Below are 20,832 nucleotides of genomic sequence, written 5' to 3' on the forward strand. Positions count from 1 at the left end.
CCGACCGCATCAGACCAGATGGTCGAACTCGCCGTCCTTCACCCCGGCCAGGAACGCCGCCAGTTCCGCCGGCGTGTAGACCAGCGCGGGCCCGTCGGGGTCGCGGGAGTTGCGCATCGCCACATCCCCGCCGTCCAGCGGGGCCACCTCGACGCAGTTGCCCTCGGCGTTGCTGCGCCGGCTCTTGGTCCAGCAGGCGTCCAAGGAACTCGCCCGCACCCCGTTCCGCACTCCTGGCACCGAAGCCTCCTTGCTGTTCCTGTGCGCTGCCGGGCGGTGCCCGGCCGTTCGCCGGGACGGGCCGAGCCGGATCGCACTCGGTCCACCCCGGCCCGTTCCTGTCCACCCCAAAAAACTTCACGCAATTTCTCATGCAATTGCACGCGAGCGTTCTCGGTGTGGATAATAGCTGGGGCGTCAACCCCCTTTTTTGGCGCCTTGTCCTGACGCCGCATCGAGGAGATGGCATGCCCTCACCTGCGCACCAAGTGATCCGGTCGACCGCCGGAGCCGATGCCCCGTCCGAGGCGTGGGGCCGGCCCCCGGCACCTCCGGCGCACAGGACGGTCCGGGCCCGGCTGTCGGCCCGGCCGCCCGCCTGACCGTCCCCCCATCCGACACGACCGCCGCGAAAGGCCCCACGCGATGCGCAGCGCTTCTACGGAACAGTCGAGCAGCGAGCGCCCTGTGCGCCACACGTCCCCGACCGGAATGGCCCGTACGACACCGCTCACGTCACTGTCCCGCGTGCCGTGGCGCGTCCTCCAGGACTCCACCGGATCGGCGGCGGCCGTTCCCCTGCTGCTCAACGCCATCGCCTGGGGAGACGCCGACACCGCGCGGTCCGCCCTGGAGGACCTGCGGAAACGGATCTGCCAGTACGGCTTCGTGGTGGAGCAGGCGACGGCCGCCACCGTCCCCTTCCTCTGGGAGCTGGCGCAACTGCCGCGCGTGACCTGCCGTGCCGAGATCATCCGGCTGCTCAAGGCCATCGCCGACGCCCGGCAGTGGGAGAGCACCGCCGCCGCGTATCCCAAGCTGCTCAATCACCGTGAGAACCCGGTCGTCTGGGAGCGGGCTGCCCGGCAGGCCGTGCGCGCCCGGCGGAGCGACCTGCGCCGCCTGATGGACGACCAGGACACCACGATCGCCCGTGCCACGACGGAGCTGGCCCACGCGCTGGCCGAATGAGCCCCGCTCGAGCGCCGTTGGGGGACGAGCGCCGGGGGGCCAGTGGCACGGGGAGCGGGCCGCGCGACCGGTAACGCACCACCGGTCGCGCGGTCCGTGGGGGGCCGGCCGATCCCCGGCCCCCCGCACCGAGGAGTAACGCGCTCCGGGCCGCCTCTTCGGCCTGCTTCACGAAGCGGTGCTTCAGGTAAACGGCGACGGGCGAGTCGACCACCCGGACCGCCTCGGGGGTCCGCCGTTTTGCACCGGACTCCTCGAAGAGCCGCAGTCCCGCTCCGAGGAACGCGGGCACCACGTGCGACGGCAGCCCGTCGATGAGCCCCTTCCCGGGGTACTGCCGCACTGTGCTCGCCCTGCCCTTGAGGCCCGCGTTCCCGCCCCCGGCAACGAACTTCGCCCGGTCGAGGCGCTGTGGATGCCGTCGGTGACGAAGGTGAAAGCGGTTCCGCCCTCCTTGGCCGGGATCGGCCGGGGCCGGTGGGTGAGCACGAAGACCGGGGTGTAAAACGGCGGGTCGTCACCCCCGGAACTCCTCGCCCAGGTCATACGCCGTCCGGCCCATGACCATCGCTCCGGTGGCATCGAACCACTCGCGCACGCTCTCAAAGCCGCGGTTCCCCTCGGCGCCGGCGCCTTCCGGGTTGTCAGGGCGACACCGGTGCCGGCCACGTGGCCGTGGAGGGAGACGGCCGTTCCTGCGGCCATGGTCACTGTCACGGTGGATTCTCCCGGAGCGGTGGGAACGTACTGCTTCCACTCCCACCTCGACCGTGAACCAGCGCTTCCGGCATACTCCGGCGGTTCCTCCGCCTGCTGCTCGGTCCCCGGCTCCACGTCCCCGTCCTGCCGAAAGCGCGCGTTTCCGGGCTGTGGGTAAGCTCGGCACATGGTCCGACTGATGGGTCGATCTCCGGCCCGGTCGCCCCAGCGGCCCAGCACCACGGTCTCCTCCGTACGTCGGCAGCGACAGGACGGCGGTGGCTCGCGGTGGCGCCCACCGAAGTGGCTGCGGTCCTTGCTGAGCGCCCGCAGCGTCGCCGGACAGGTCTTCATCCTGCACGTCGTGATCGTGCTGCTGCTGGTCGTGTCCGCCGTGTTCGCGCTGGTGCTGCAAGTACGGCACGACAGCACACTGGAGGCCCGCAACCGCTCCCTCGCCGTGGCTGAGGCCCTGGCCCACTCGCCGGGCATCGTCGAGGCACTCGAGTCCCCCGATCCCACCCTCCTGCTCCAGCCGCGGGCGGAGGCCATCCGCAAACAGGCCGGGGTCGACTTCGTCGTCGTCATGGACACCGACGGCATCCGCTACACGCATCCGAAGACGGACCGGATCGGCAAGAAGTTCGTCGGCGCCCTCCAGCCCGCGCTGGCCGGACGGCCGATGACCGAGGAGATCACCGGTACGATCGGCCCGCTGGTCCAGGCCGTGGTGCCGGTGAACGACCCCGACGGCGTCGTCGTGGGTCTCGTGTCGGCCGGCATCACGACCGAGAACGTCGGCGGCGTCGCCGAGGAGCAGCTGCCGCTGGTGCTGGCCGCGGGGGTCGTCGCGCTCGTGCTGGCCACCACCGGCGCGGCGCTGGTCAGCAGGCGTCTGCTGCGGCAGACCCACGGGCTGGGTCCGCACGAGATGACCCGTATGTATGAGCATCACGACGCGGTGCTGCACGCGGTACGGGAAGGCGTGGTCATCGTCGACGACGGCACCCTGCTGCTCGCCAACGACGAGGCGCACCGGCTGCTCGGCCTGCCCGAGGACGCGGAGGGCCGTGACGTGCTCGACCTCTCCCTCGACCCCGGCACCGCCGACCTGCTGTCCTCGGGACGGATCGCCACGGACGAGGTGCACCGCGTCGGCGACCGGCTGCTGGCGGTCAACCAGCGGTCCACCGACCGCGTGGGGGGCCCGGCCGGCAGCGTCGCCACGGTCCGCGACTCCACCGAGCTGCGCGCCCTGTCCGGCCGGGCCGAGACCGCGCGGGAGCGGCTCGACATGCTCTACGACGCCGGTGTGGGCATCGGGACCAGCCTGGACATGACGCGCACGGCCGAGGAGCTGACGGAACTGGCCGTACCGCGGTTCGCGGACTTCGCCACGGTGGACCTGTTCGAGACGGTGCTGGCCGGCGGTGAGCCGGACGTGACGGGGTCGGTGCGCCGCACGGCGATGACCGGCATCCGCGAGGGCACCCCGTTGTACCCGGTGGGTACCCAGAACCGGTTCGTCGCATCGTCCCCACAGGGCCGCAGCCTGGCCTCCGGCCGGTCGTTCATCGAGCCCCGGCTGGGCGACGCCCCGGGATGGCGGGCGCAGGACACGGAGCGCTCCGGGCAGATCGTGGCGTACGGGATCCACTCGCTGATCACCGTGCCCCTGCGGGCCGGTTCCCTGGTGCTGGGCGTGGTCAGCTTCTGGCGTTCCGAGAAGCCCGAGCCGTTCGACGAGGAGGAGAGGGCCCTGGCGGAGGAGCTGGTCGCGCGGGCCGCGGTGTCCATCGACAACGCACGCCGGTACACGCGCGAGCACAGCATGGCGGTGACGCTCCAGCGCAGCCTGCTGCCGCGCACCCTGCCCGAGCAGAGCGCGCTGGAGATCGCCTACCGCTATCTGCCCGCGCAGGCCGGGGTGGGCGGCGACTGGTTCGACGTTCTGCCACTGTCCGGTGCGCGGGTCGCGCTGGTGGTCGGCGACGTCGTCGGGCACGGGCTGCTCGCGGCGGCCACCATGGGCCGGCTGCGCACGGCGGTGCACAACTTCTCGGCGCTCGACCTGCCGCCCGACGAACTGCTGGGCCTGCTGGACGAGCTGGTCGGCCGCATCGACCAGGACGAGACGGAGGAGGAGCACAGCGCCCCGGTGACCGGGGCGACCTGCCTGTACGCCGTCTACGACCCGGTCACCCGGCGCTGCACCGTCGCCCGCGCGGGACATCCGCCGCCCGCGCTGATCCGTCCGGACGGCACCGTGCAGTACGCGGACGTGCCCGCCGGCCCGCCCCTGGGCCTGGGCGGGCTGCCGTTCGAGACGGCCGAACTGGAGCTGGCGGAGGGCAGCCGGCTGGTCCTGTACACGGACGGTCTCGTCGAGGACCGGGCCCATGACATCGACGTCGGTCTGGAGCTGCTGCGCGAAGCGCTGTCCCGGGCCGGGGACTCCCCCGAGGACACCTGCCGGGCCGTGCTGCAGGCCCGGCGCCCGGTCAGGGCGCGGGACGACATCGCCCTGCTCGTGGCGCGTACGCAGGCGCTCACAGAGGACCGGATCGCCCGGTGGCCGGTGCCGTCCGACCCGGCGGCGGTCGCCGAGATGCGTGCCACGATCGCGCGGAAACTGTCCGAGTGGGGCCTGGACGAGCTGGTCTTCACCACGGAGCTGATCCTGAGTGAGCTGGTCACCAACGCGATCCGCCACGGCGGCGGCCCCATCGAGGTACGGATGCTGCGCGACCGCAATCTGATCGTCGAGGTCTTCGACAACAGCAGCACGTCTCCGCATCTGCGGTACGCGACCATGAACGACGAGGGCGGGCGCGGCCTGTTCCTGGTGGCGCAGATGTCGGAGCGGTGGGGCACCCGCTACCTGCCGGCCGGTAAGATCATCTGGGCCGAGCAGCCCATCCCCTGATCCGCGGAGGGCCGCCCGGAGATCCACAAGGGCAGTCATAAGGTCCGCTTATGAGCCCATAGACCGGACCCGCGTACCAGGTTAGGCATGCCTTAGTTTAGGATTTCCGGCGAGGCTCTTGTCACCGCTCGAAGGGAACCTGACCATGCCCCGCCCCCTGCGGGTAGCCGTCGTGGGATCCGGCCCCGCCGGGATCTACGCCGCCGACGCCCTGCTCAAGTCCGACGTCTCCGCCGATCCGGGTGTCTCGATCGACATCTTCGAGCGCATGCCGGCACCGTTCGGTCTGATCCGTTACGGCGTCGCTCCCGACCACCCGCGGATCAAGGGCATCATCACGGCCCTGCACCAGGTGCTCGACAAGCCGCAGATCAGACTGTTCGGCAACGTGGACTACGGCACCGACATTCACCTCGACGATCTGCGCGCGTTCTACGACGGTGTGGTCTTCGCCACCGGCGCGACCGCCGACCGGGCCATGCCCTCCCTCCCGGGCATCGGCCTCCACGGCTCGTACGGTGCCGCAGACTTCGTCTCCTGGTACGACGGACACCCCGACGTGCCGCGCACCTGGCCGCTGGACGCGGAGAAGGTCGCCGTACTCGGCGTCGGCAATGTCGCCCTGGACGTCGCGCGCATCCTCGCCAAGACGGCGGAGGAACTGCTGCCGACGGAGATCCCGCCGAACGTCCACGAGGGACTGCAGGCCAACAAGGCGCGGGAGATCCACGTCTTCGGCCGCCGTGGCCCCGCGCAGGCGAAGTTCAGCCCGATGGAGCTGCGCGAGCTGGACCACTCCCCCAGCATCGAGGTCGTCGTCGACCCCGAGGACATCGACTACGACGAGGGGTCGATCACCACCCGGCGGGGCAACAAGCAGGCCGACATGGTCGCGAAGACGCTGGAGAAGTGGGCGATCCGTGATGTCGGCGACCGCCCTCACAAACTGTTCCTGCACTTCTTCGAGTCGCCGTCGGAGATCCTTGGCGAGGACGGCAAGGTGACCGGCCTGCGCACCGAGCGCACCGAGCTCGACGGCACCGGCAACGTCAAGGGCACCGGTGAGTTCAAGGACTGGGACGTCACTGCTGTCTACCGCGCGGTGGGCTATCTGTCCGACAAACTCCCCAAGCTGCCCTGGGACATCGACTCCGGCACCGTTCCGGACAAGGGCGGCCGGGTCATCCAGGAGAACGGCGAGCACCTGGCGTCGACGTACGTCACCGGCTGGATCCGGCGCGGCCCCATCGGCCTGATCGGTCACACCAAGGGCGACGCCAACGAGACGGTCTCGAACCTGCTGGACGACTTCGCGAACGGGCGGCTGCAGACGCCCGCGACGCCCGAGCCCGAGGCCGTGGACGCGTTCCTCGCCGAGCACTCCGTCCGCTACACCACCTGGGACGGCTGGTACAGGCTGGACGCCGCGGAGAAGGCACTGGGCGAGCCGCAGGGGCGCGAGCGCGTGAAGTTCGTCGAGCGCGAGGACATGCTGCGGGAGAGCGGCGCGTGACCTGATCCCGGTCGTGACGGCGCGCACGACGGAGCGCCCGCCCGGTCCTGACGGACCGGGCGGGCGCTCCGTCGTGCGCGGGGAGGGCTCGGCCGGGCCCATGGGGCGGCCCCACCGAGGCTGCGAGACCCGCTCGGTGGAGGCGGGATCAGAATTGCGCACCATCCGACCCTTCACCGAATCACCACACGATCCTCACGCAAGGGCCATGCAGGGGGGATGAGTTCATGCGTATACGCACCGCTGCCGTTGCGACCACCGCCGTCGCGGGGGCCCTGGCCACTCTGACGGCCGTTCCGGCACACGCCGCCGAGTACACCTCCGCGCTGAAGGTCCGGGGCGTCCAGTACGACGCCCCGGGGCGCGACTCCAACAAGTGCTTCACGGGCAACACCCACCAGGAGTACCTGACGGTCAAGAACTACTCGCCGACGAAAACCGTGAACCTCAAGGGCTACGTCGTCGAGGACACCGTCGGGAACCGGTTCGTCTTCGAGGCCGATCACTACCTCCAGCTCCGCGACTACGTGAAGCTGCGCGGCGGCTCCGGCTCCGGCTCCGGCTCCGGCTCCGGCAAGAACAGCGTCGTCTACCGCGACAACTGCAATTTCATCTGGAACAACGACAAGGACACGATTTACCCCGTCAAGCCGACGGGGAGCCGCGCCGACGCGCACGCGTACACGAAGCGCGGCTCCGACCGGGACGGCAACGGGTACATCTCGTTCCACAAGTGACCTTCACCTGATGGCCTGTTGCCGCCGGACCGTCAGTCCGTGAGGGGCAGGTGGCCCGTCTCCCCCGGCTGGAGGCGGGCCGTACGGTCCGGGAGACGCACGTCCACGGGCCCGGGCCCGGACGAGGGTACGGCGATCTCCACACGCCCGCGTTCCAGCCGCAGCCGGACGCCCCAATGGCCGTGGTAGCGCAGGGTGAAGCCGTAGGAGGACAGCTCCGGCAGGGGCACGGGGTCCAGCCGCAGGTCGCCGTTGCGCGTCTCCAGACCGGGCAGTCCGCGCTGGACCAGGTCGAGGGTGCCTGCCATGGCACCGAGATGGATGCCCTCGCCGGTGGTGCCGCCCTGGATGTCGGCGATGTCCCCGCGCAGGGCCTCCTGGCAGAAGGTCCAGGCCTCGGCGCGCCGGTCCCGGGCAAGCACCCATCCGTGGACGAGACCGCTCAGGGTGGACCCGTGACTGGTGCGGTGCAGGTAGTGGTCCACCGTGAGGCGCCAGGTCGCCTCGTCCATCCCGTACCCCAGCCGGCGGAAGAGGCCTCGCAGTTCGGCCGGGGAGAACAGATACCCGAGCATCAGGACGTCCGCCTGTTTCGAGGCCCGGTAGCGGTTGACGGTGTCGCCCTCGGCCTCCAGGATCCGGTCCAGTCGCCGGATGTCCTCGTAACGCCGCCGGTAGTCCCGCCAGTCGAGTTCGGCGAGCTTTCCGTACCCCTCGAACTGGCTGACGACACCGTCGTGGAAGGGCACGTGCAGAGCTCGGGAGACCTCCTCCCACCTCTCTAGTTCGCTCCGTTCGAGGCCCGTGTGTTCGTCGAGTTCCCGTCGGCGCGGCTCGGGCAGGTTGCGCAGCACGTCCAGGGTGTGGGCGAGCACCCAGGCCGCGGTGACGTTCGTGTAGGCGTTGTCGTCGACTCCGGGCCCGGAGGCGTCGGGGTAGGCGTCGTGGTACTCGTCGGGACCCATCACCCCCTTGATGCGGTAGCGGCCCAGGAGCGGGTCGTAGACGGCGGCGTCCGACCAGAAGCGGGAGATCTGCAGCAGCAGTTCGGCGCCCTTGGTGTGCAGGAACTCGGTGTCGCAGGTGGCCTCGCAGTACTGCCACACGTTGTACGCGATCGCCGATCCCACATGGTGCTGGAGGCGGGAGTGATCGGGCACCCAGTGACCCGACCGCGGGTTGAGGTGGACCTGTTGGGCCTCCTCCCGGCCGTCGCTGCCGCTCTGCCAGGGGTACATGGCCCCTCGCCGTCCGGCGTCCCGGGCTGCGGTGCAGGACCGGTCGAGACGTCGGTGGCGGTAGAGCAGCAGGGCCCGGGAGACCTCGGGGAAGTGCAGGTTGAGGTAGGGCAGCACGAACAGCTCGTCCCAGAAGACGTGTCCGCGGTACGCCTCTCCGTGCAGGCCCCGGGCCGGTACGCCGACGTCCAGGTCGGCGGTGTGCGGGGAGAGGGTCTGCAGCACGTGGAAGAGGTGCAGGCGCAGGATGGTGCCGGCCTCCCCCGGCACGTCCAGCTCGCCCCGGCGCCACAGCCGGCCCCAGGCCGTCCGGTGGGACTCCACCAGCTCCGCGAAGCCGGCGACGCGGCCCACCCGGTCGATGGCAGCGTGCAGGGGGTCGCTGATCGCCGGGTCACGTGAGGTGTACAGCGCGACGATCTTGTCCACGGTCTCCGTACGGCCCGCGGTCAGGTGCAGCCACGTCAGCTGGACGGCCCGCGGGTTCTCCTTGTGGAGAGTGACGGGCGCCTCGGAGAGCAGCCGGGACGCCTGCGCGATCCGGAGGTCGGAGGTGCGGGTACGGCAGCGCAGCCACACGGTGTCCGGTGTCGTGCTGCCGCTGTGCACACGGGTCAGGTGACGGCCGTCCAGGTCCCGGTAGCGGGCCACCCCGGCGTTGGTGACGCCGCCGTCGAGGGCCGCCTCGACCTCGAGTGGGCCGGAGTGCCGCTCGGGCGTGAACTCGGTGCGCAGCGCGGCCAGATGAGGGTCGGCCATGTGCACCAGGCGTTCCTGGCGCACCCTCAGTACCCGGCCCTCCCCCAGGTCGTACCGGGTCAGGCGCTCCAGCAGCCCCGCGGAGAGCAGGAGGATCTCACGGTGGTCGAGCACGGTCGTCGTGTCGGGGGTGAGCCACGGCCCCCCGGGCAGCCGGAACCGCAGGGACAGCCAGTTGGGCAGGTTGACCAGGTCCTCGTTCTCGATGCGCCGTCCGGCCACCTCGGAGGTGAGCCGGTCGTAGCAGCCGGCCGCGTACGTTCCCGGGTAGTGCACGTCGTCGCCGGCGCATTCCGGCAGCGCACCCCGGGTGGCGAAGAAGCCGTTGCCGAGCGTGCACAGCGACTCCCGCAGGCGTACCTCAGCGGGGTCGTATCCCTCGTACTCCCAGGTCCAGCCGACCACGTCGACTCCTTCCCCCACCAGGCCCAGCGGGCTCCGGTGGTTGCGCACGGGGTACCCGCGCGGGACAGGAACACACACCGGCCGAACCCGCCTACGGACCACCGGCGCAAAGCGCGTACGGGGCGGCTAGCTCCGTCCTCCGCAGGTCACCCGTTCGGGAAGATCAACTGATCACAGCTGGTCAGCCACCGATCAGCGCAGCGGTCCGCGGTGCAGAACCCGCCGAAGCACGACCGCTTCGGGACCGTGATCAAGCCCGGAGACTGTGCAGAGGAGTGACCCGCGGAGGACGCATCTAGCCCTCCCGCACAGGCACGCGCCACACCAGGGTGGTGCCACGGCCGGGGGCGCTGTCGATCTCCAGATCGCCGCCCAGCTGCGCGGCGCGTTCGGCCATGTTGCGCAGGCCACTGCGGCGGCCGTCCTCCGGGATACCCGCACCGTTGTCGGCGACGGTCAGCCGCACCTCGCGGCCGTCGGTCTCGAGGGCCACCTCCACCCGATCGGCACGCGCGTGCCGGGCGATGTTGGCCAGGGCCTCGGACAGGACGGCCACCAGATGGTCGACGGCCCCCATCGGCACAAGGGTGTCGACCAGGCCCTCCATCCGCACGCTGGGCGCGAAACCCAGCACGGGGGCCGCCTCGCCGACCACCCGTACGGCGCGGGCCCGCAGTCCGGCCCCGGATGCGGCGGCGTGGGCGCGCAGGCCGAAAATGGTCGATCTGATGATCTTGATGGTCTCGTCCAGGTCGTCCACCGCCCGGGAGACCCGCTCCGAGGCCTCCTTGTGCTCGATGAAACGGCCGGCGCTCTGCAGCGTCATCCCGGTGGCGAACAGCCGCTGAATGGCCAGGTCGTGCAGGTCCCGGGCGATCCGGTCGCGATCCTCGAGCACCGCGATCTGCTCGGCGTCGCGGCGACGCTCCGCCAGTTCCATCGCCACCGCCGCCTGCGCGGCGAAGCCCTGCAGCGGCTCGATCTCCTTGTCGGAGAACTCGCCGCGGCCGGCGGCGCGCACCAGCAGGAGGATGCCCCGTACCCCGTCCTCCGACCCGACGGGCACGGCCACCGCCGGGCCGAGGCCGGCGAAGCTCGGTGGTCCGGACGACACCCGCTCGTCGCAGGAGACATCCGGACTGGTGACGGGGGCGGCGCTGGTGAACGCCCGGCCCAGCAGGTTGTCGTCGACGGGGACGACGAGCCCCCGCTGGGCCTCGGCCTCCTGGCCCATGGCGAGTTCCACGGTCAGCGACGCGGTGCCCTCCATCGGCACCGCCACCTCGGCGAGCGCCGCACCGGTGATCTCCATGGCTCGTTCGGCGATCAGCAGGAGAGCCTCACTGCCGCCGCTGCCGGACATCAGGGCGTGGGTGATCTCCGTGTTCGCCTGCAGCCACCGCTCCCGCAGCCGGGACTCCTCGTACAGCCGGGCGTTGTCGATGGCGACGCCGGCGGCGACGGCCAGGGTCGACAGGACCGACTCGTCCTCCTCGTCGAACTGTGCCCCGGCGCGCTTCTCGGTGAGGTACAGATTGCCGAAGATCTGGTCGCGGACCCGGATGGGGACTCCGAGGAAGCTGTTCATCGGTGGATGGTGGGCCGGGAAACCGAAGGACGCGGAGTGCTCGGACAGCTTCGCCAGCCGCAGCGGCTGAGGGTGCCGGATCAGCTCCCCGAGGATGCCGTGGCCCTCGGGGTAGTGGCCGATGCGGGCGATCTCCTGGTCGCTGACGCCGACCGTGTGGAAGGCCGACAGCCGCCTGCCGTCGGGGCCGATCACGCCGAGAGCGGCGTACTCGGCGTCCACCAGTACGGCTGCGGCGTCGACGATGCTGTGCAGGACCTGTTTCAGGTCCAGTTCGCGGCCCACCTCGAGGACGGCCTCCAGCAGGCTGTGTACCCGGTCGCGCGTGCCGCGGGCCGCGTCGATCCTCGCCTGGAGCTCCTCCAGCAAGTCGTCCAGCCGCAGCTGCGGCAGCAGCGGACGGGGGGCCCCGTCCCGCTCGGAGCTCTCCACCCGTGATCCTCCCGTTCGCTCGCTCTACCGGCAGCCTGCCCCCGGCAGGTGCCACGCTAACGGGCGAGGCCCGGGCGTATCCGGCCGGTCGGCGAACCCGCGCGTCAGCGATCCGTGCGCCGCAGCCGGTCCTGTGCCTGGGTGGCGATCACGGCGGCCTGGATACGGCGCTCCACGCCGAGCTTCGCCAGCAGCCGGGAGATGTGGTTCTTCACCGTCTTCTCCGCCAGATAGAGCCGCTGGCCGATCTGACGGTTGGTCAGCCCCTCGCCGATCAGGGCGAGGATCTCCCGTTCGCGTTCGGTCAGTCCGGGCAGGACTTCCTGCTCCTTCTCCGGCTCCTTCTCCTGCCGCAGCCGGGCCATCAGGCGGGTGGTGGCGCTCGGGTCGAGCAGGGACTGTCCGGAGGCGACCGTCCGCACGGCCGTGACCAGGTCCGAGCCCTGGATCTGCTTCAGCACATAGCCGGAGGCACCCGCCATGATCGAGTCCAGCAGGGCCTCCTCCTCGTCGAACGAAGTGAGCATCAGGCAGGCCAGGTCCGGCAACGTCGAGCGCAGCTCACGGCACACGGTCACACCGTCGCCGTCGGGCAGGCGGACGTCGAGGACCGCCACGTCGGGGCGGAGCGCGGGGACGCGGGCCAGTGCCTGCTCTACGGTGGCGGCCTCGCCCACGACGGTGATGTCCGGTTCGTCGTTCAGCAGGTCGTGCACTCCGCGGCGGACCACCTCATGGTCGTCCAGCAGGAAGACCTGGACGGGCCGGTCGGATCCCGGCCGTTCGCTGTCCGCCATCTGACGCTCCTTGTCCTCATGTGCCGGACCCTCGTGTACCGGGCCGTACACCGTGTCCCGGTGCCCCGGCCGGCTGTTGCCGGAAAGTCCCTCACCGGGATCCTTCTCGATTCCGGGCCGAACGGCCAGGGCCGGTCGGCCTTGATTCCTGTCGGCCACCCGTTCTCCGCGGAGGGCCCGCGCCCTCCCGCCGGCCGGATCCCCGCGCTCCCGACGCGCCGCGGACCGTACGGGCGTGAGCGGGCCGGACGGCCGGAGTGCCGGGGCCCTCGGCACCTGGAAGGTGACCGGCGGATGGACCATCCTCGGAGACAGGAGCGGCACCGATCCCCCGCGGCCTCGCTCCGTCCACGGTACCCGGGCGGCGAACCACTGGACCGCCGGACAACTCCCGACGCCCGTAAGACACCCGCGCAACGCCTGTCCGGTGCCCGTCCGCAGGTCCCCTACCGATCGGTAGCGCCATTCGGCTCCGGCGATCCCGGCCGGTAGGGCCGGGCGGCCCTACCGGCCGGCCCGCCGCTGCGGGTTGGCTGACCTGCATGTCCGAAAACCATGGCAGTTCCGCGGCGGAGCCGACCGAGCGGGTCGCCGCCGGAACGACGGTCGTCGCACCGCGGGGAGTAATCGACCTGCTGACCCTGACCGCGCCGGTCCTGGCGCGGCGCCTGGACGTGTTGGCCACCGGCACCTTTCCGACCTGGTGCTCGATCTGCGCGACGTGTCGTTCATCGGCTGCTCGGGCCTGCGCGTGCTGTGCCGTGCGCGCAGGCTGGCCCTGTCCCGTGGGGGGGTGGCTGCGGCTGATCACGCGCAGCCCCGGTCTGCTGCGGCTCCTCCGCCACGCCCGGCTCGCCGGCGCGTTCGAACTCCTCCCCCGCCTGCCGGCGGAACTCGACGCAGCCGCCGTCCGTCCCGGAGTGCGCAACGGGGCCTGCTCCCCGAACAGCGCGCCATGAGTCCCCGGGGCCGAGCCGACCGGCCCCGTTCTCCGGGCTCCGCCCGGGACGGAAGGTTCTCCTCTGCCGGGCCGATGGACCCGCAGCACCCCCTCGAACGGGGGTTACCACCAAAAACACGCTCGTCGGATTGCTCTACAGAAGTGCCGCCGGCCCGGGCCGGACAGTACGTGAGCGTGCGGCTGCCCGACGGGGTGCACCGGCTGCGCAGGTACGGCCTGCCCTCGGACCCGGGCGGCGATCTCCGCCGTATCACCGTCAAGCGGGTCACCGGGGCCCGGGGACGGGCGTGGGCCCTTCGCGCCTGCTGTGCGCGAAGGGCCCACGCCCGTCCTGCGTCCTGACCGGACCGGCCTGGTCCCTCCCGGGCGGGCCCGGCTCAGACCTCCAGATCGTTCTCGATCCGGCGCAGTTGATGGCGGGCCATCGCCATGTTGGCACGGCTCGCGTCCAGCACGAGGTACAGGAACAGACCGTTGCCACCGCGCCCCTTGATCAGGCGGATCAGGTGGTACTGGCTGCCCAGGGTGATCAGGATGTCCTCGATCTCCTCCTTCAGCCCCAGGAGTTCCATGGTCCGCAGTTTCGAGCGCACGATGTCGGTGTTGCCCGCGGCGGCGACCTCCAGGTTGAAGTCCTTGCTGCCGCCGATCGTGCCGAGCGCCATGCCGCTGGTGTAGTCGACGAGTGCGGCGGCCGTGGCACCGTCGATGGAGCTGAGGCAGTCCTTGAGCGAGGTCTCGGTGTTGGCCATGAGAGGTGTCCTTTCGATCGTGGTGGTTGGTCCGGCCGGTCGCCAGGTCGTGTCACGGCGGCCGACCGAGGGGAGAAAGCCGGTGTTCAGCCGCCGTGCTGGGGCCGGGGCTGGTGTACGGGCCGCTGCGGGGTGCGCACCGGGAGGGTGCCGATCCGGCGGTCGGCGTCCGGAAGCGGCGGGGCGTGCGCGTCGAGCGCCGCACGCTCCGCGTGCCTGCCCCCGCCCGGACCGACGCGGGTGTCGATCAGCTCCGCGATCCGGGCACCGCTGCGCCTGCCCTCCAGATGCAGCCGGCCCACGTTGACCCGGTCGTCGGCGAGCAGGGTGAGCACGGCGGTGCTTCCGGCGGCGTAGGTCGCCACGTATCCCCCGGTGCCGCGCACCAGCAGCTCGCGGAACTCGCCGCGGGCGGCCGCATCCGTCATGCGGTACGCGACCCCGAGCGCGGCGGCGGTGAGCGCGGCCAGTCCCTCCGGCTCGGTGTCGGGCACCTCGTGGGCGAGGACGAGTCCGTCGACGGTGGCCGCGAGCGATCCCGCCAGCCGGGGGACTCGGGTACGGAGCCGACGCAGTTCGTCCAGCACGTCGGTCTCGACGGCCATGAGCAGTCTCCTTTCGGCACGCTGTCGACGCGCGCGGATCACAGGGCCTCCAAGGCGTCCAGGAGCCGTCGCAGCAGTGCTGTGTCGGGCTCGTCCCACGCGCCGCCGGGTGCGCCGGTGCCCGGACGGACGGAGACGACCGGCGGGGGCGGCGCGGGGGTGATCAGTCCGTCGGCGGCCAGGCGGCGCAGCTCGACGAGGGTGTGGAAGGTGCGGCACGCGAGGGCCGAGGCGATCTGCGCGGCGGTGCTGGCGCCGTCGACCCGGGCGAGGGTCCGGCTTCGGCGGGGCGGCAGGTCCGCCTGGCCGACGCCGGGAGCGCGGGTGAGCGGGGCGGTGTCGACGGCGGGGTCGGGCCAGATGCGGTCCAGCAGGTCACGGCGGCGCCGCGACTCGCGCAGCACGCTTGTCACCGGGACGGGGCGGACCGCCCCGAGCCAGTGGGCGGCCTCGGGTCTGAAGCGGAGCGCGACGGTGTCCCGGGCGAGCGCGAAGTACGCGGCGTCGAAGAGCGCGCCCAGATGGCACAGCTCCAGCGCGCCGGCGGTGAGCCGGCCGCTGTCCACGAGCTGGCGGCCGACGCGGTGGCGGGCGCCGGCCCGCTCGACCGCCTCCCACCAGCCGTCGGCGGGGAGCGCGCCGCTGCGGGTGAGCAGATCGCCGAGGTCTGGGCTGTACGCGGATTCGACGTGGACGACGTGTCCCGCAGCCAGGTAGAAGACCCCGGACCCGGTGGAGAGGGCGCCGGTGGCGCGGTCGGCCGCGAGGCTGCCGAGCATGGCGGGCGCCGGTCCGTCGGTGGCTGCCGCGGTGGTCATCCGAGCACCAGCCGGTCCGCCATCTCGGCCAGCCGGATGCGCGCCAGGGCCAGGTTGCCTTCGCTGCGGTCGAGCCACAGATACAGGAACACGGTGCTGTCGAAGGTCGTGATCACGAACCGGAGCAGGTGGTAGGCGTCGACGGTGGTGAGGATCAGGTCCTGGACCGGTGCTTCCTTTCCCGACAGGACGGACGCCCCTCCGTCGGCCGGTGCGAGCGTGCCGCTCTCCATGGCGAGGCGGGCGAGTTCGGCGGTCTCCGCCGCCGTGGCCTCCGAGTCGTCGCCCGGCGCCTCGCCCACCACGCCCAGCGCGAGTCCACTGATCCAGTCGACCACCAGCGCTCCTCGCGCACCGGGCAGTCGCATGGCTTCCAGCAGACTCTCGTCGATTCCGGGCACGCCGGATCCCCCTCCCTCGCACGGCTGTACCGCGAACGTGACGTCGAAGCTACGCTGCGTGCTCGACCGAGGTGAGGGCTTTGGCGTTTTCCCTTGGAATATGCGACACGGTCCCTTCGGCGCTGGTAAGGTCGGCGCTTTTCGAGGTCCGGCACGATCACCGGGAAGGGCCCGCGGCCCCGCCGGGAGGGGTTCCGACGACGGGGGCAGGGTGCGGGCAGGGCCTTCCCCTGGCGGATGGCGGGCCGGCCCTGCTCGCGGGAACCCATTGCGGTCACGGGGTACCGTCGCGACCACGAGTGACGGCCCTCCACCACGTGTGCGCTCCGCACACCCCGTGCGCGGCACACACCCGCGCGCAGAACATCGAAGGACGACACGTACGGGCTGACACGTGAGGGCCCCGCCACACGGGTGACGGGGACGAGAAACGCCGCCCGGCGGACCACCCGTGTCGGTTCCGCCGTCCGACAGCGACGACAATGGCAGGACGCACGTGCCCCCGTTTCCCCCTGGACCCATGCCGACCTCACGCACAGCCCGCCCCGTGACCCCGCCCTCCGTCTGGCTGACCGCCGGCCGGCACGCCGGGGGTTCCGCCCACGACGTACTCCGGCGCACCCTGCGCCGGCTGGAGGGCGGCGGGGGCATCGACTCGTTCCTGGAACTGCCCGAAGAACCGCCCGAGGCAGGGCCGGAGCCGCGGGGTGACGCGCCGGACCTGGTGTTCCAGGCCCGTGTCCGGGTCGCCGGCGCGGTGACCGTGCGCGCCCGGCTGAGTGTCGGACCCGGTACCGGCGAGGGGCAGCCGTGGATCCTGGTCGCCGAGGCCGAACAGCGGTGGGACCACATGTGGCCCTCTCCCACCGGCATGTTCTGGCCCGTGGACGAACCGGACACGGGCTGGAACCACGACGCGGCCACGGGACTGCGGCTGGGAGAGATCAGTTCGCTCCCCGAGGACAACAAGGCCGTACGACGGCTGATGCGCGACTGCGCGCGGAGCGCGAGCGGGTGGAACATCCACGTCGTCGTCCACGAGGCGATGACCACGGACGACCGTGGCCGGGTGCCGCTCTCGCACTGGCTGCCGCCCGGCCTGCAGCACCGCGTGGTGGAGCACCGCGCCGCGCCGCACCAGCTGCGGGTCGTGAACTGGGCGCTGCGCGACTGTGGCGTCGAGGTGCCGCGCGGTGGTGCGGTGGTCCTGCCCGGCAGCCCAGTCCCGGAGGGCTACGACGCCGGGGATTTCTCGGTGCGAGCGGTCTTCCTGGACGGCACCCGGCCGGCCGGCCTCGTCGATGCGGTGACCCGGTTCGCGGCCCTGCCCCGTGCACTGCCGGACGGCGCCGAGGCGGCGCTGACCGCGCTGCGGGAGGACTGGCGTCTGCTGAACCTGGAGGAGGAGCTCGCCCGGGAGCGCCGGCTGGTCGCCCTGTACACCGACGCGCTGGAGGCCATGACCAAGTCCCGCGACCTGTACCAGGAGGCCGCCGAGAGCGCCCACGAGGCGCTGGCCGCGTACCGGGAGGCCGCCGGGGGCCCGGGCGTCCGGGCTCTGCCGTCCGGTATCCCCGCTGCGTCCCCGATGCGGCAGCTGACCCGCACGTTCGAGCGCCTGAGGTTCGGTCCCAGGGGACGCCGTCCGTCACCCTCCGGGGAGGAGCACCAGGCCCCGCCCGCCGCCGGCGCGCAGTCGACGCCTTCCGGTCCGTAGGGCGGCCTGTCCGGCGCACCGTGCCGGACGGCCGAGAGCCGGACAGCTGGGAGCAGGCCGCGCGCCGGGGCAATGCGCCCGGACCGTACGGCGGTCAGTCCGGCATCCGGGGGGTGCCGGGTTCCGGCCACACCGCCCAGTGTCTGCCGGGGAACGGGGAGGCCACCCGGACGACCAGGGCCGTCAGCGCCAGGAGCGCGGCGACGACGGCCGCCGCGCCGGCGAGCCACTGCGGGGCGAGCGCGAGGCCGACGGCCCGGGACAGGGCTGCGGACGGGAAGGAATCACCGTAGGCATGGGCTCCGGCCAGGGCGGCCGGCAGTACGACCGCCGCCGCCAGGACGAGTGCGCCGGGGCGTACGACCAGGATCAGGGCCAGCACCGTGCAGAGCACCGGCAGGCCGACCGCGAGTGCGTGTGGGACCAGGGAGGAACCGTCACCGCGGAGCGGGAAGTGGACCACCGCGCACACGGCGAGTGCCACCACGGCGGACCAGCTCGACCAGGTCACGGACCGGACGGCCTGCGCGTGCGCCCGGCGGCCGGGGCGCCGGGCCCTTCGCCGCGAATGCAGGGCCGCCGCGCCCCGTGCGCCGCGGCGCACGGGCGGGAGGCCCGCCCCCGGTCGCTCCCGGCGCTCGTCGTCCCGGACGCACCCGCGTTCCTCCCCGCGCCGGTCCCCGTCGGCGTTCCCGGTCCCGTACCCGCCGTCCGGGTCCCCTCGCTCACCCTCGTACCGGAACGGTTCCGGCGTGGGGCGGCCGGTGGGGTCCGGTGAGGGCTGCGCGGCCAGACGGTCTATCAGCTCGATCAGTTCCTCGACGGAGCGGCCGGAGGCGGCGGCCCGCAGTGCCTCCTCACGGCAGTGGGGGGCCAGTTGTTCACTGTGCAGCAGTGCCACCAGCCGGGTCACGTCCTCCACCGGACGGTGCGCCGCCGCGGCCCGGATCACCTCGTCCGCGCTGTCGGCGTCGCGGGGCGGCCGGGTCAGCAGGACGACCAGACGGGCCACGTCCTCCACGGAGCGGCTCACCCCGATGGCCCGCAGGACGTCGACCACGGCCCGCGTGTGTTCGGGTGAACGGGCCAGCGACGTGATGAGGTCGGCAACCTCGTCCAGGGGGCGGTCCGACACCGCCGCGTACACCAGGTTGCCCACGGGGTCTCCGTACTCCTGCCGGCGCTGCCCCTCGCCGGGGCGCAGCGGCTGGGCCGGATCCCTGTCCGCACGCAGTCCGCCGATACCGTGAACCGTCCCGGCGGTCGGAGGGGGCGTCGGTGGTGGTTCCGGCGGGAGGACCACGTTCGTTCCGCCGGGTATCTCGGAGGCAGTCGAGACGGTCGAGTTGTTCGAGGGACTCGAAGCACTCGACGGAGGTGTCGATGAGCAGGTGGTCATGCTCGGCTCCATGAAGAAGGCTCAGGCCGCTCCCCGCCCCCGAGCGTACGAAGAGCGACGTTACGTGGACCATTACTAGGCGCCCGCGCCCGCCACGGCCACTCGGCTGGGCCACCGGTATGACCTGCGCCACTTTGCCGGCTCCCGCGGGGGCCATACCGAAGCCGTTCCCGGGCATCCAGAGGGAGAGACCCGTCTCCCGCCGCACCCTGAGGAGGACAGCCCGTGGACGCCACCACCGTGGCACTCGTCGTGGCCGCCGTCGCCGCGGCCGCCGTGCTGGCCTGCGCCGTGGCCGTCACGGTGCGGCTGATGCGCACCCGGCGCGAGCTGCGGCGCGCCGGTCTGCCCACGGGCCCGCGCTGGGTGTTCTGGGGCGCGCTCCTCTACCTCGTCCTGCCGGCCGACCTGTTGCCCGACCCGGTGTACCTGGACGACATCGGCGTACTGCTGCTCGCATTGCGCTCGATGCGCGGTTCCCTCGGCGCGGGTTCGCCCGGGGCGGCGTCCCGGCGACCGGATCGCGAACCCGCCGATGACTACGCTCCGTGAGGAAACCAACCACCCGTTCGATTCGTATAAGTCTCTGGAAGCCAAAACAAGTCGGCGGACCAAGCGGCTGCGCGCAGTGGGCCGTCGCCTGGTCGGCGTAGCACCGACGAGGGAGAGACGATGCAACCGTTCGCGCTCAACTACGCACGTCCGGCAATGGAGTTGGCTGTAAATACTCCGTATGTGTACGACTCCGGAATGCAGTTGAACGTTCTCGCCGACGGACGGGTGGCGGCCTGCGATCACGCACTGTTGCGAGAGGTGGGCACCACGACGTCCACAGCGGGCTCCAAAACCCACTTCGACGACTGACCGTGGGCCACAGACGATGACCATACTGATCCTCACCTGCGAGGAGGACGTGACCGCCGACATGGTGGTCGTGCACCTGCACGACTCCGGGGTTCCGGTGGTACGCCTCGACCCTGCCGATCTGACCGGCGGCGTCTCGCTCTCGGGTGAATACGTCCACGGCCGCTTTCGCGGCCATCTCTCCGCCGGTGGGCGGCTGGTGAGCATCGGCGGGCTGCGGTCCGTGTGGGTGCGCAGGCCGGGCACCCCGGCCGGGCGGGCGGCCCGGCCGTCGCCCTGGCTGACCGAGGAGGCCACTCAGGCCCTCTACGGGATGCTGCGCAGCTCGGACGCCCGCTGGATGAACCACCCGGACGCGGCTCGGCAGGCACGCCACAAGCCGTGGCAGCTCCGTCTGGCGCAGCGCTGCGGCCTGCCCGTGCCGGCCACGGTGATCACGACCTTCCCGCGCGCCGCCCGGGAGTTCGCGGAGCGGTTCCCGGACCTGGTGGTCAAACCGGTCTCCGGAGCGCATCCGCAGGATCCGCCGCGGGCCGTGCCGACCAGCAGAGTGGCACCGGACACCGACTTCGCCTCGGTGGCGCTCGGACCGACGCTGCTCCAGCGGAGGATCGCCAAGCGCGCCGACATCCGGCTCACCGCCGTGGGCGAGCGGCTGATGGCCGCCCGCAAGGCCGCCGACCCAGGAGCCGACCCGGCGGAGGTGGATGTGCGTTTCGCGCCGCCCGGGGCGCCCTGGGAGCCGACCGACGTACCGCCGCGCGTCGCCGACTCCGTCCGCGCCTACCTACGCAAGGCCGAACTGACCTACGGCGCCTTCGACTTCGCAGAAGATGCCGACGGGACGTGGTGGTTCCTGGAGTGCAACCAGTCGGGACAGTTCGGATTCGTCGAGGTGGAGACGGGACAACCGATCGCGCGCACCGTCGCCGAGTGGCTGGCCCGGCCCGTTCCCGAGGAGACGGCGAAGGCCGACAAGACGCGCACCACGGCAGGATGAGGGCCCGTCACCACGCGGAGGCGTGGTGAC

The 20,832-nt window shown here is 71.9% G+C and carries 18 protein-coding genes; 9 read left to right on the forward strand and 9 right to left on the reverse strand.

Annotated features, from left to right (window positions below):
• Positions 1-9 precede the first annotated feature (9 nt).
• On the reverse strand, positions 10-240 hold the full coding sequence (locus HUV60_RS00915) for a DUF397 domain-containing protein (protein ID WP_257852908.1): 231 nt from the start codon (positions 238-240) through the stop codon (positions 10-12).
• Between the two features lie 405 nt (positions 241-645).
• Here HUV60_RS00915 and HUV60_RS00920 point away from each other — a divergent pair, with 405 nt between their 5' ends.
• The 4 genes from HUV60_RS00920 (at position 646) to HUV60_RS00935 (ending at position 7,066) form a co-directional block, all read left to right on the forward strand.
• Positions 646-1,191: a hypothetical protein gene (locus HUV60_RS00920; protein WP_257852906.1), complete on the forward strand. Its 546-nt coding sequence runs from the start codon at positions 646-648 to the stop codon at positions 1,189-1,191.
• An 898-nt stretch (positions 1,192-2,089) separates the two neighbouring features.
• Positions 2,090-4,816, forward strand: a complete 2,727-nt coding sequence (locus HUV60_RS00925; RefSeq protein ID WP_257852905.1) for a SpoIIE family protein phosphatase — start codon at positions 2,090-2,092, stop codon at positions 4,814-4,816.
• A 145-nt stretch (positions 4,817-4,961) separates the two neighbouring features.
• On the forward strand, positions 4,962-6,329 hold the full coding sequence (locus tag HUV60_RS00930; protein WP_257852903.1) for an FAD-dependent oxidoreductase: 1,368 nt from the start codon (positions 4,962-4,964) through the stop codon (positions 6,327-6,329).
• Positions 6,330-6,556: 227 nt separating this feature from the next.
• A complete protein-coding gene (locus tag HUV60_RS00935) occupies positions 6,557-7,066 on the forward strand; it encodes a lamin tail domain-containing protein (protein WP_257852902.1) in 510 nt (169 codons plus the stop codon).
• A 32-nt stretch (positions 7,067-7,098) separates the two neighbouring features.
• On the opposite strand, the gene HUV60_RS00940 is transcribed toward HUV60_RS00935, so the two are convergent.
• From HUV60_RS00940 to HUV60_RS00950, 3 genes are all read right to left on the reverse strand, one after another.
• Positions 7,099-9,468 (reverse strand): glycoside hydrolase family 65 protein, encoded by a 2,370-nt coding sequence (locus HUV60_RS00940; RefSeq protein ID WP_257853191.1) that lies wholly within the window; start codon positions 9,466-9,468, stop codon positions 7,099-7,101.
• Between the two features lie 295 nt (positions 9,469-9,763).
• The gene (locus tag HUV60_RS00945) at positions 9,764-11,488 is read right to left on the reverse strand and encodes a sensor histidine kinase (protein WP_257852901.1); all 1,725 of its coding nucleotides are present in this window, start codon (positions 11,486-11,488) and stop codon (positions 9,764-9,766) included.
• A gap of 104 nt (positions 11,489-11,592) precedes the next feature.
• Positions 11,593-12,285, reverse strand: coding sequence for a response regulator (locus HUV60_RS00950; RefSeq protein ID WP_257852900.1), 693 nt, complete (start codon positions 12,283-12,285; stop codon positions 11,593-11,595).
• 542 nt (positions 12,286-12,827) lie between these two features.
• On the opposite strand from HUV60_RS00950, the gene HUV60_RS00955 reads away from it, so the two are divergent.
• Entirely contained in the window at positions 12,828-13,244 is a 417-nt protein-coding gene (locus tag HUV60_RS00955; RefSeq protein WP_331461966.1) for a hypothetical protein, read from the forward strand.
• A gap of 379 nt (positions 13,245-13,623) precedes the next feature.
• Here the strand turns inward: HUV60_RS00955 and HUV60_RS00965 are convergent, their stop codons facing one another.
• From HUV60_RS00965 to HUV60_RS00980, 4 genes are all read right to left on the reverse strand, one after another.
• On the reverse strand, positions 13,624-13,998 hold the full coding sequence (locus HUV60_RS00965) for a hypothetical protein (RefSeq protein WP_257852899.1): 375 nt from the start codon (positions 13,996-13,998) through the stop codon (positions 13,624-13,626).
• An 86-nt stretch (positions 13,999-14,084) separates the two neighbouring features.
• Complete coding sequence (locus HUV60_RS00970) at positions 14,085-14,603, reverse strand: roadblock/LC7 domain-containing protein (RefSeq protein ID WP_257852897.1); 519 nt, start codon at positions 14,601-14,603, stop codon at positions 14,085-14,087.
• A gap of 38 nt (positions 14,604-14,641) precedes the next feature.
• Complete coding sequence (locus HUV60_RS00975; protein WP_257852896.1) at positions 14,642-15,421, reverse strand: hypothetical protein; 780 nt, start codon at positions 15,419-15,421, stop codon at positions 14,642-14,644.
• On the reverse strand, positions 15,418-15,822 hold the full coding sequence (locus tag HUV60_RS00980; protein ID WP_257852895.1) for a hypothetical protein: 405 nt from the start codon (positions 15,820-15,822) through the stop codon (positions 15,418-15,420). Before HUV60_RS00980 ends, HUV60_RS00975 begins: the two co-directional genes overlap by 4 nt.
• Positions 15,823-16,342: 520 nt before the next feature.
• Between HUV60_RS00980 and HUV60_RS00985 the strand changes: the two genes are divergently transcribed.
• Entirely contained in the window at positions 16,343-17,539 is a 1,197-nt protein-coding gene (locus HUV60_RS00985; protein ID WP_257852894.1) for a hypothetical protein, read from the forward strand.
• Positions 17,540-17,633: 94 nt separating this feature from the next.
• Here HUV60_RS00985 and HUV60_RS00990 read toward each other — a convergent pair whose 3' ends face one another.
• Positions 17,634-18,698, reverse strand: coding sequence for a hypothetical protein (locus HUV60_RS00990; protein ID WP_257852892.1), 1,065 nt, complete (start codon positions 18,696-18,698; stop codon positions 17,634-17,636).
• A 465-nt stretch (positions 18,699-19,163) separates the two neighbouring features.
• Here HUV60_RS00990 and HUV60_RS00995 point away from each other — a divergent pair, with 465 nt between their 5' ends.
• From HUV60_RS00995 to tgmB, 3 genes are all read left to right on the forward strand, one after another.
• Positions 19,164-19,490: a YkvA family protein gene (locus HUV60_RS00995; RefSeq protein WP_257852891.1), complete on the forward strand. Its 327-nt coding sequence runs from the start codon at positions 19,164-19,166 to the stop codon at positions 19,488-19,490.
• A gap of 120 nt (positions 19,491-19,610) precedes the next feature.
• A complete protein-coding gene (gene tgmA / locus HUV60_RS01000; protein WP_257852890.1) occupies positions 19,611-19,802 on the forward strand; it encodes a putative ATP-grasp-modified RiPP in 192 nt (63 codons plus the stop codon).
• 16 nt (positions 19,803-19,818) lie between these two features.
• Positions 19,819-20,802: an ATP-grasp ribosomal peptide maturase gene (gene tgmB / locus HUV60_RS01005; protein WP_257852889.1), complete on the forward strand. Its 984-nt coding sequence runs from the start codon at positions 19,819-19,821 to the stop codon at positions 20,800-20,802.
• Positions 20,803-20,832: the final 30 nt, after the last annotated feature.

Origin of the sequence: Streptomyces sp. KMM 9044 (assembly GCF_024701375.2) — a bacterium.
In the GTDB taxonomy this organism is placed as follows: Bacteria; Actinomycetota; Actinomycetes; order Streptomycetales; family Streptomycetaceae; genus Streptomyces.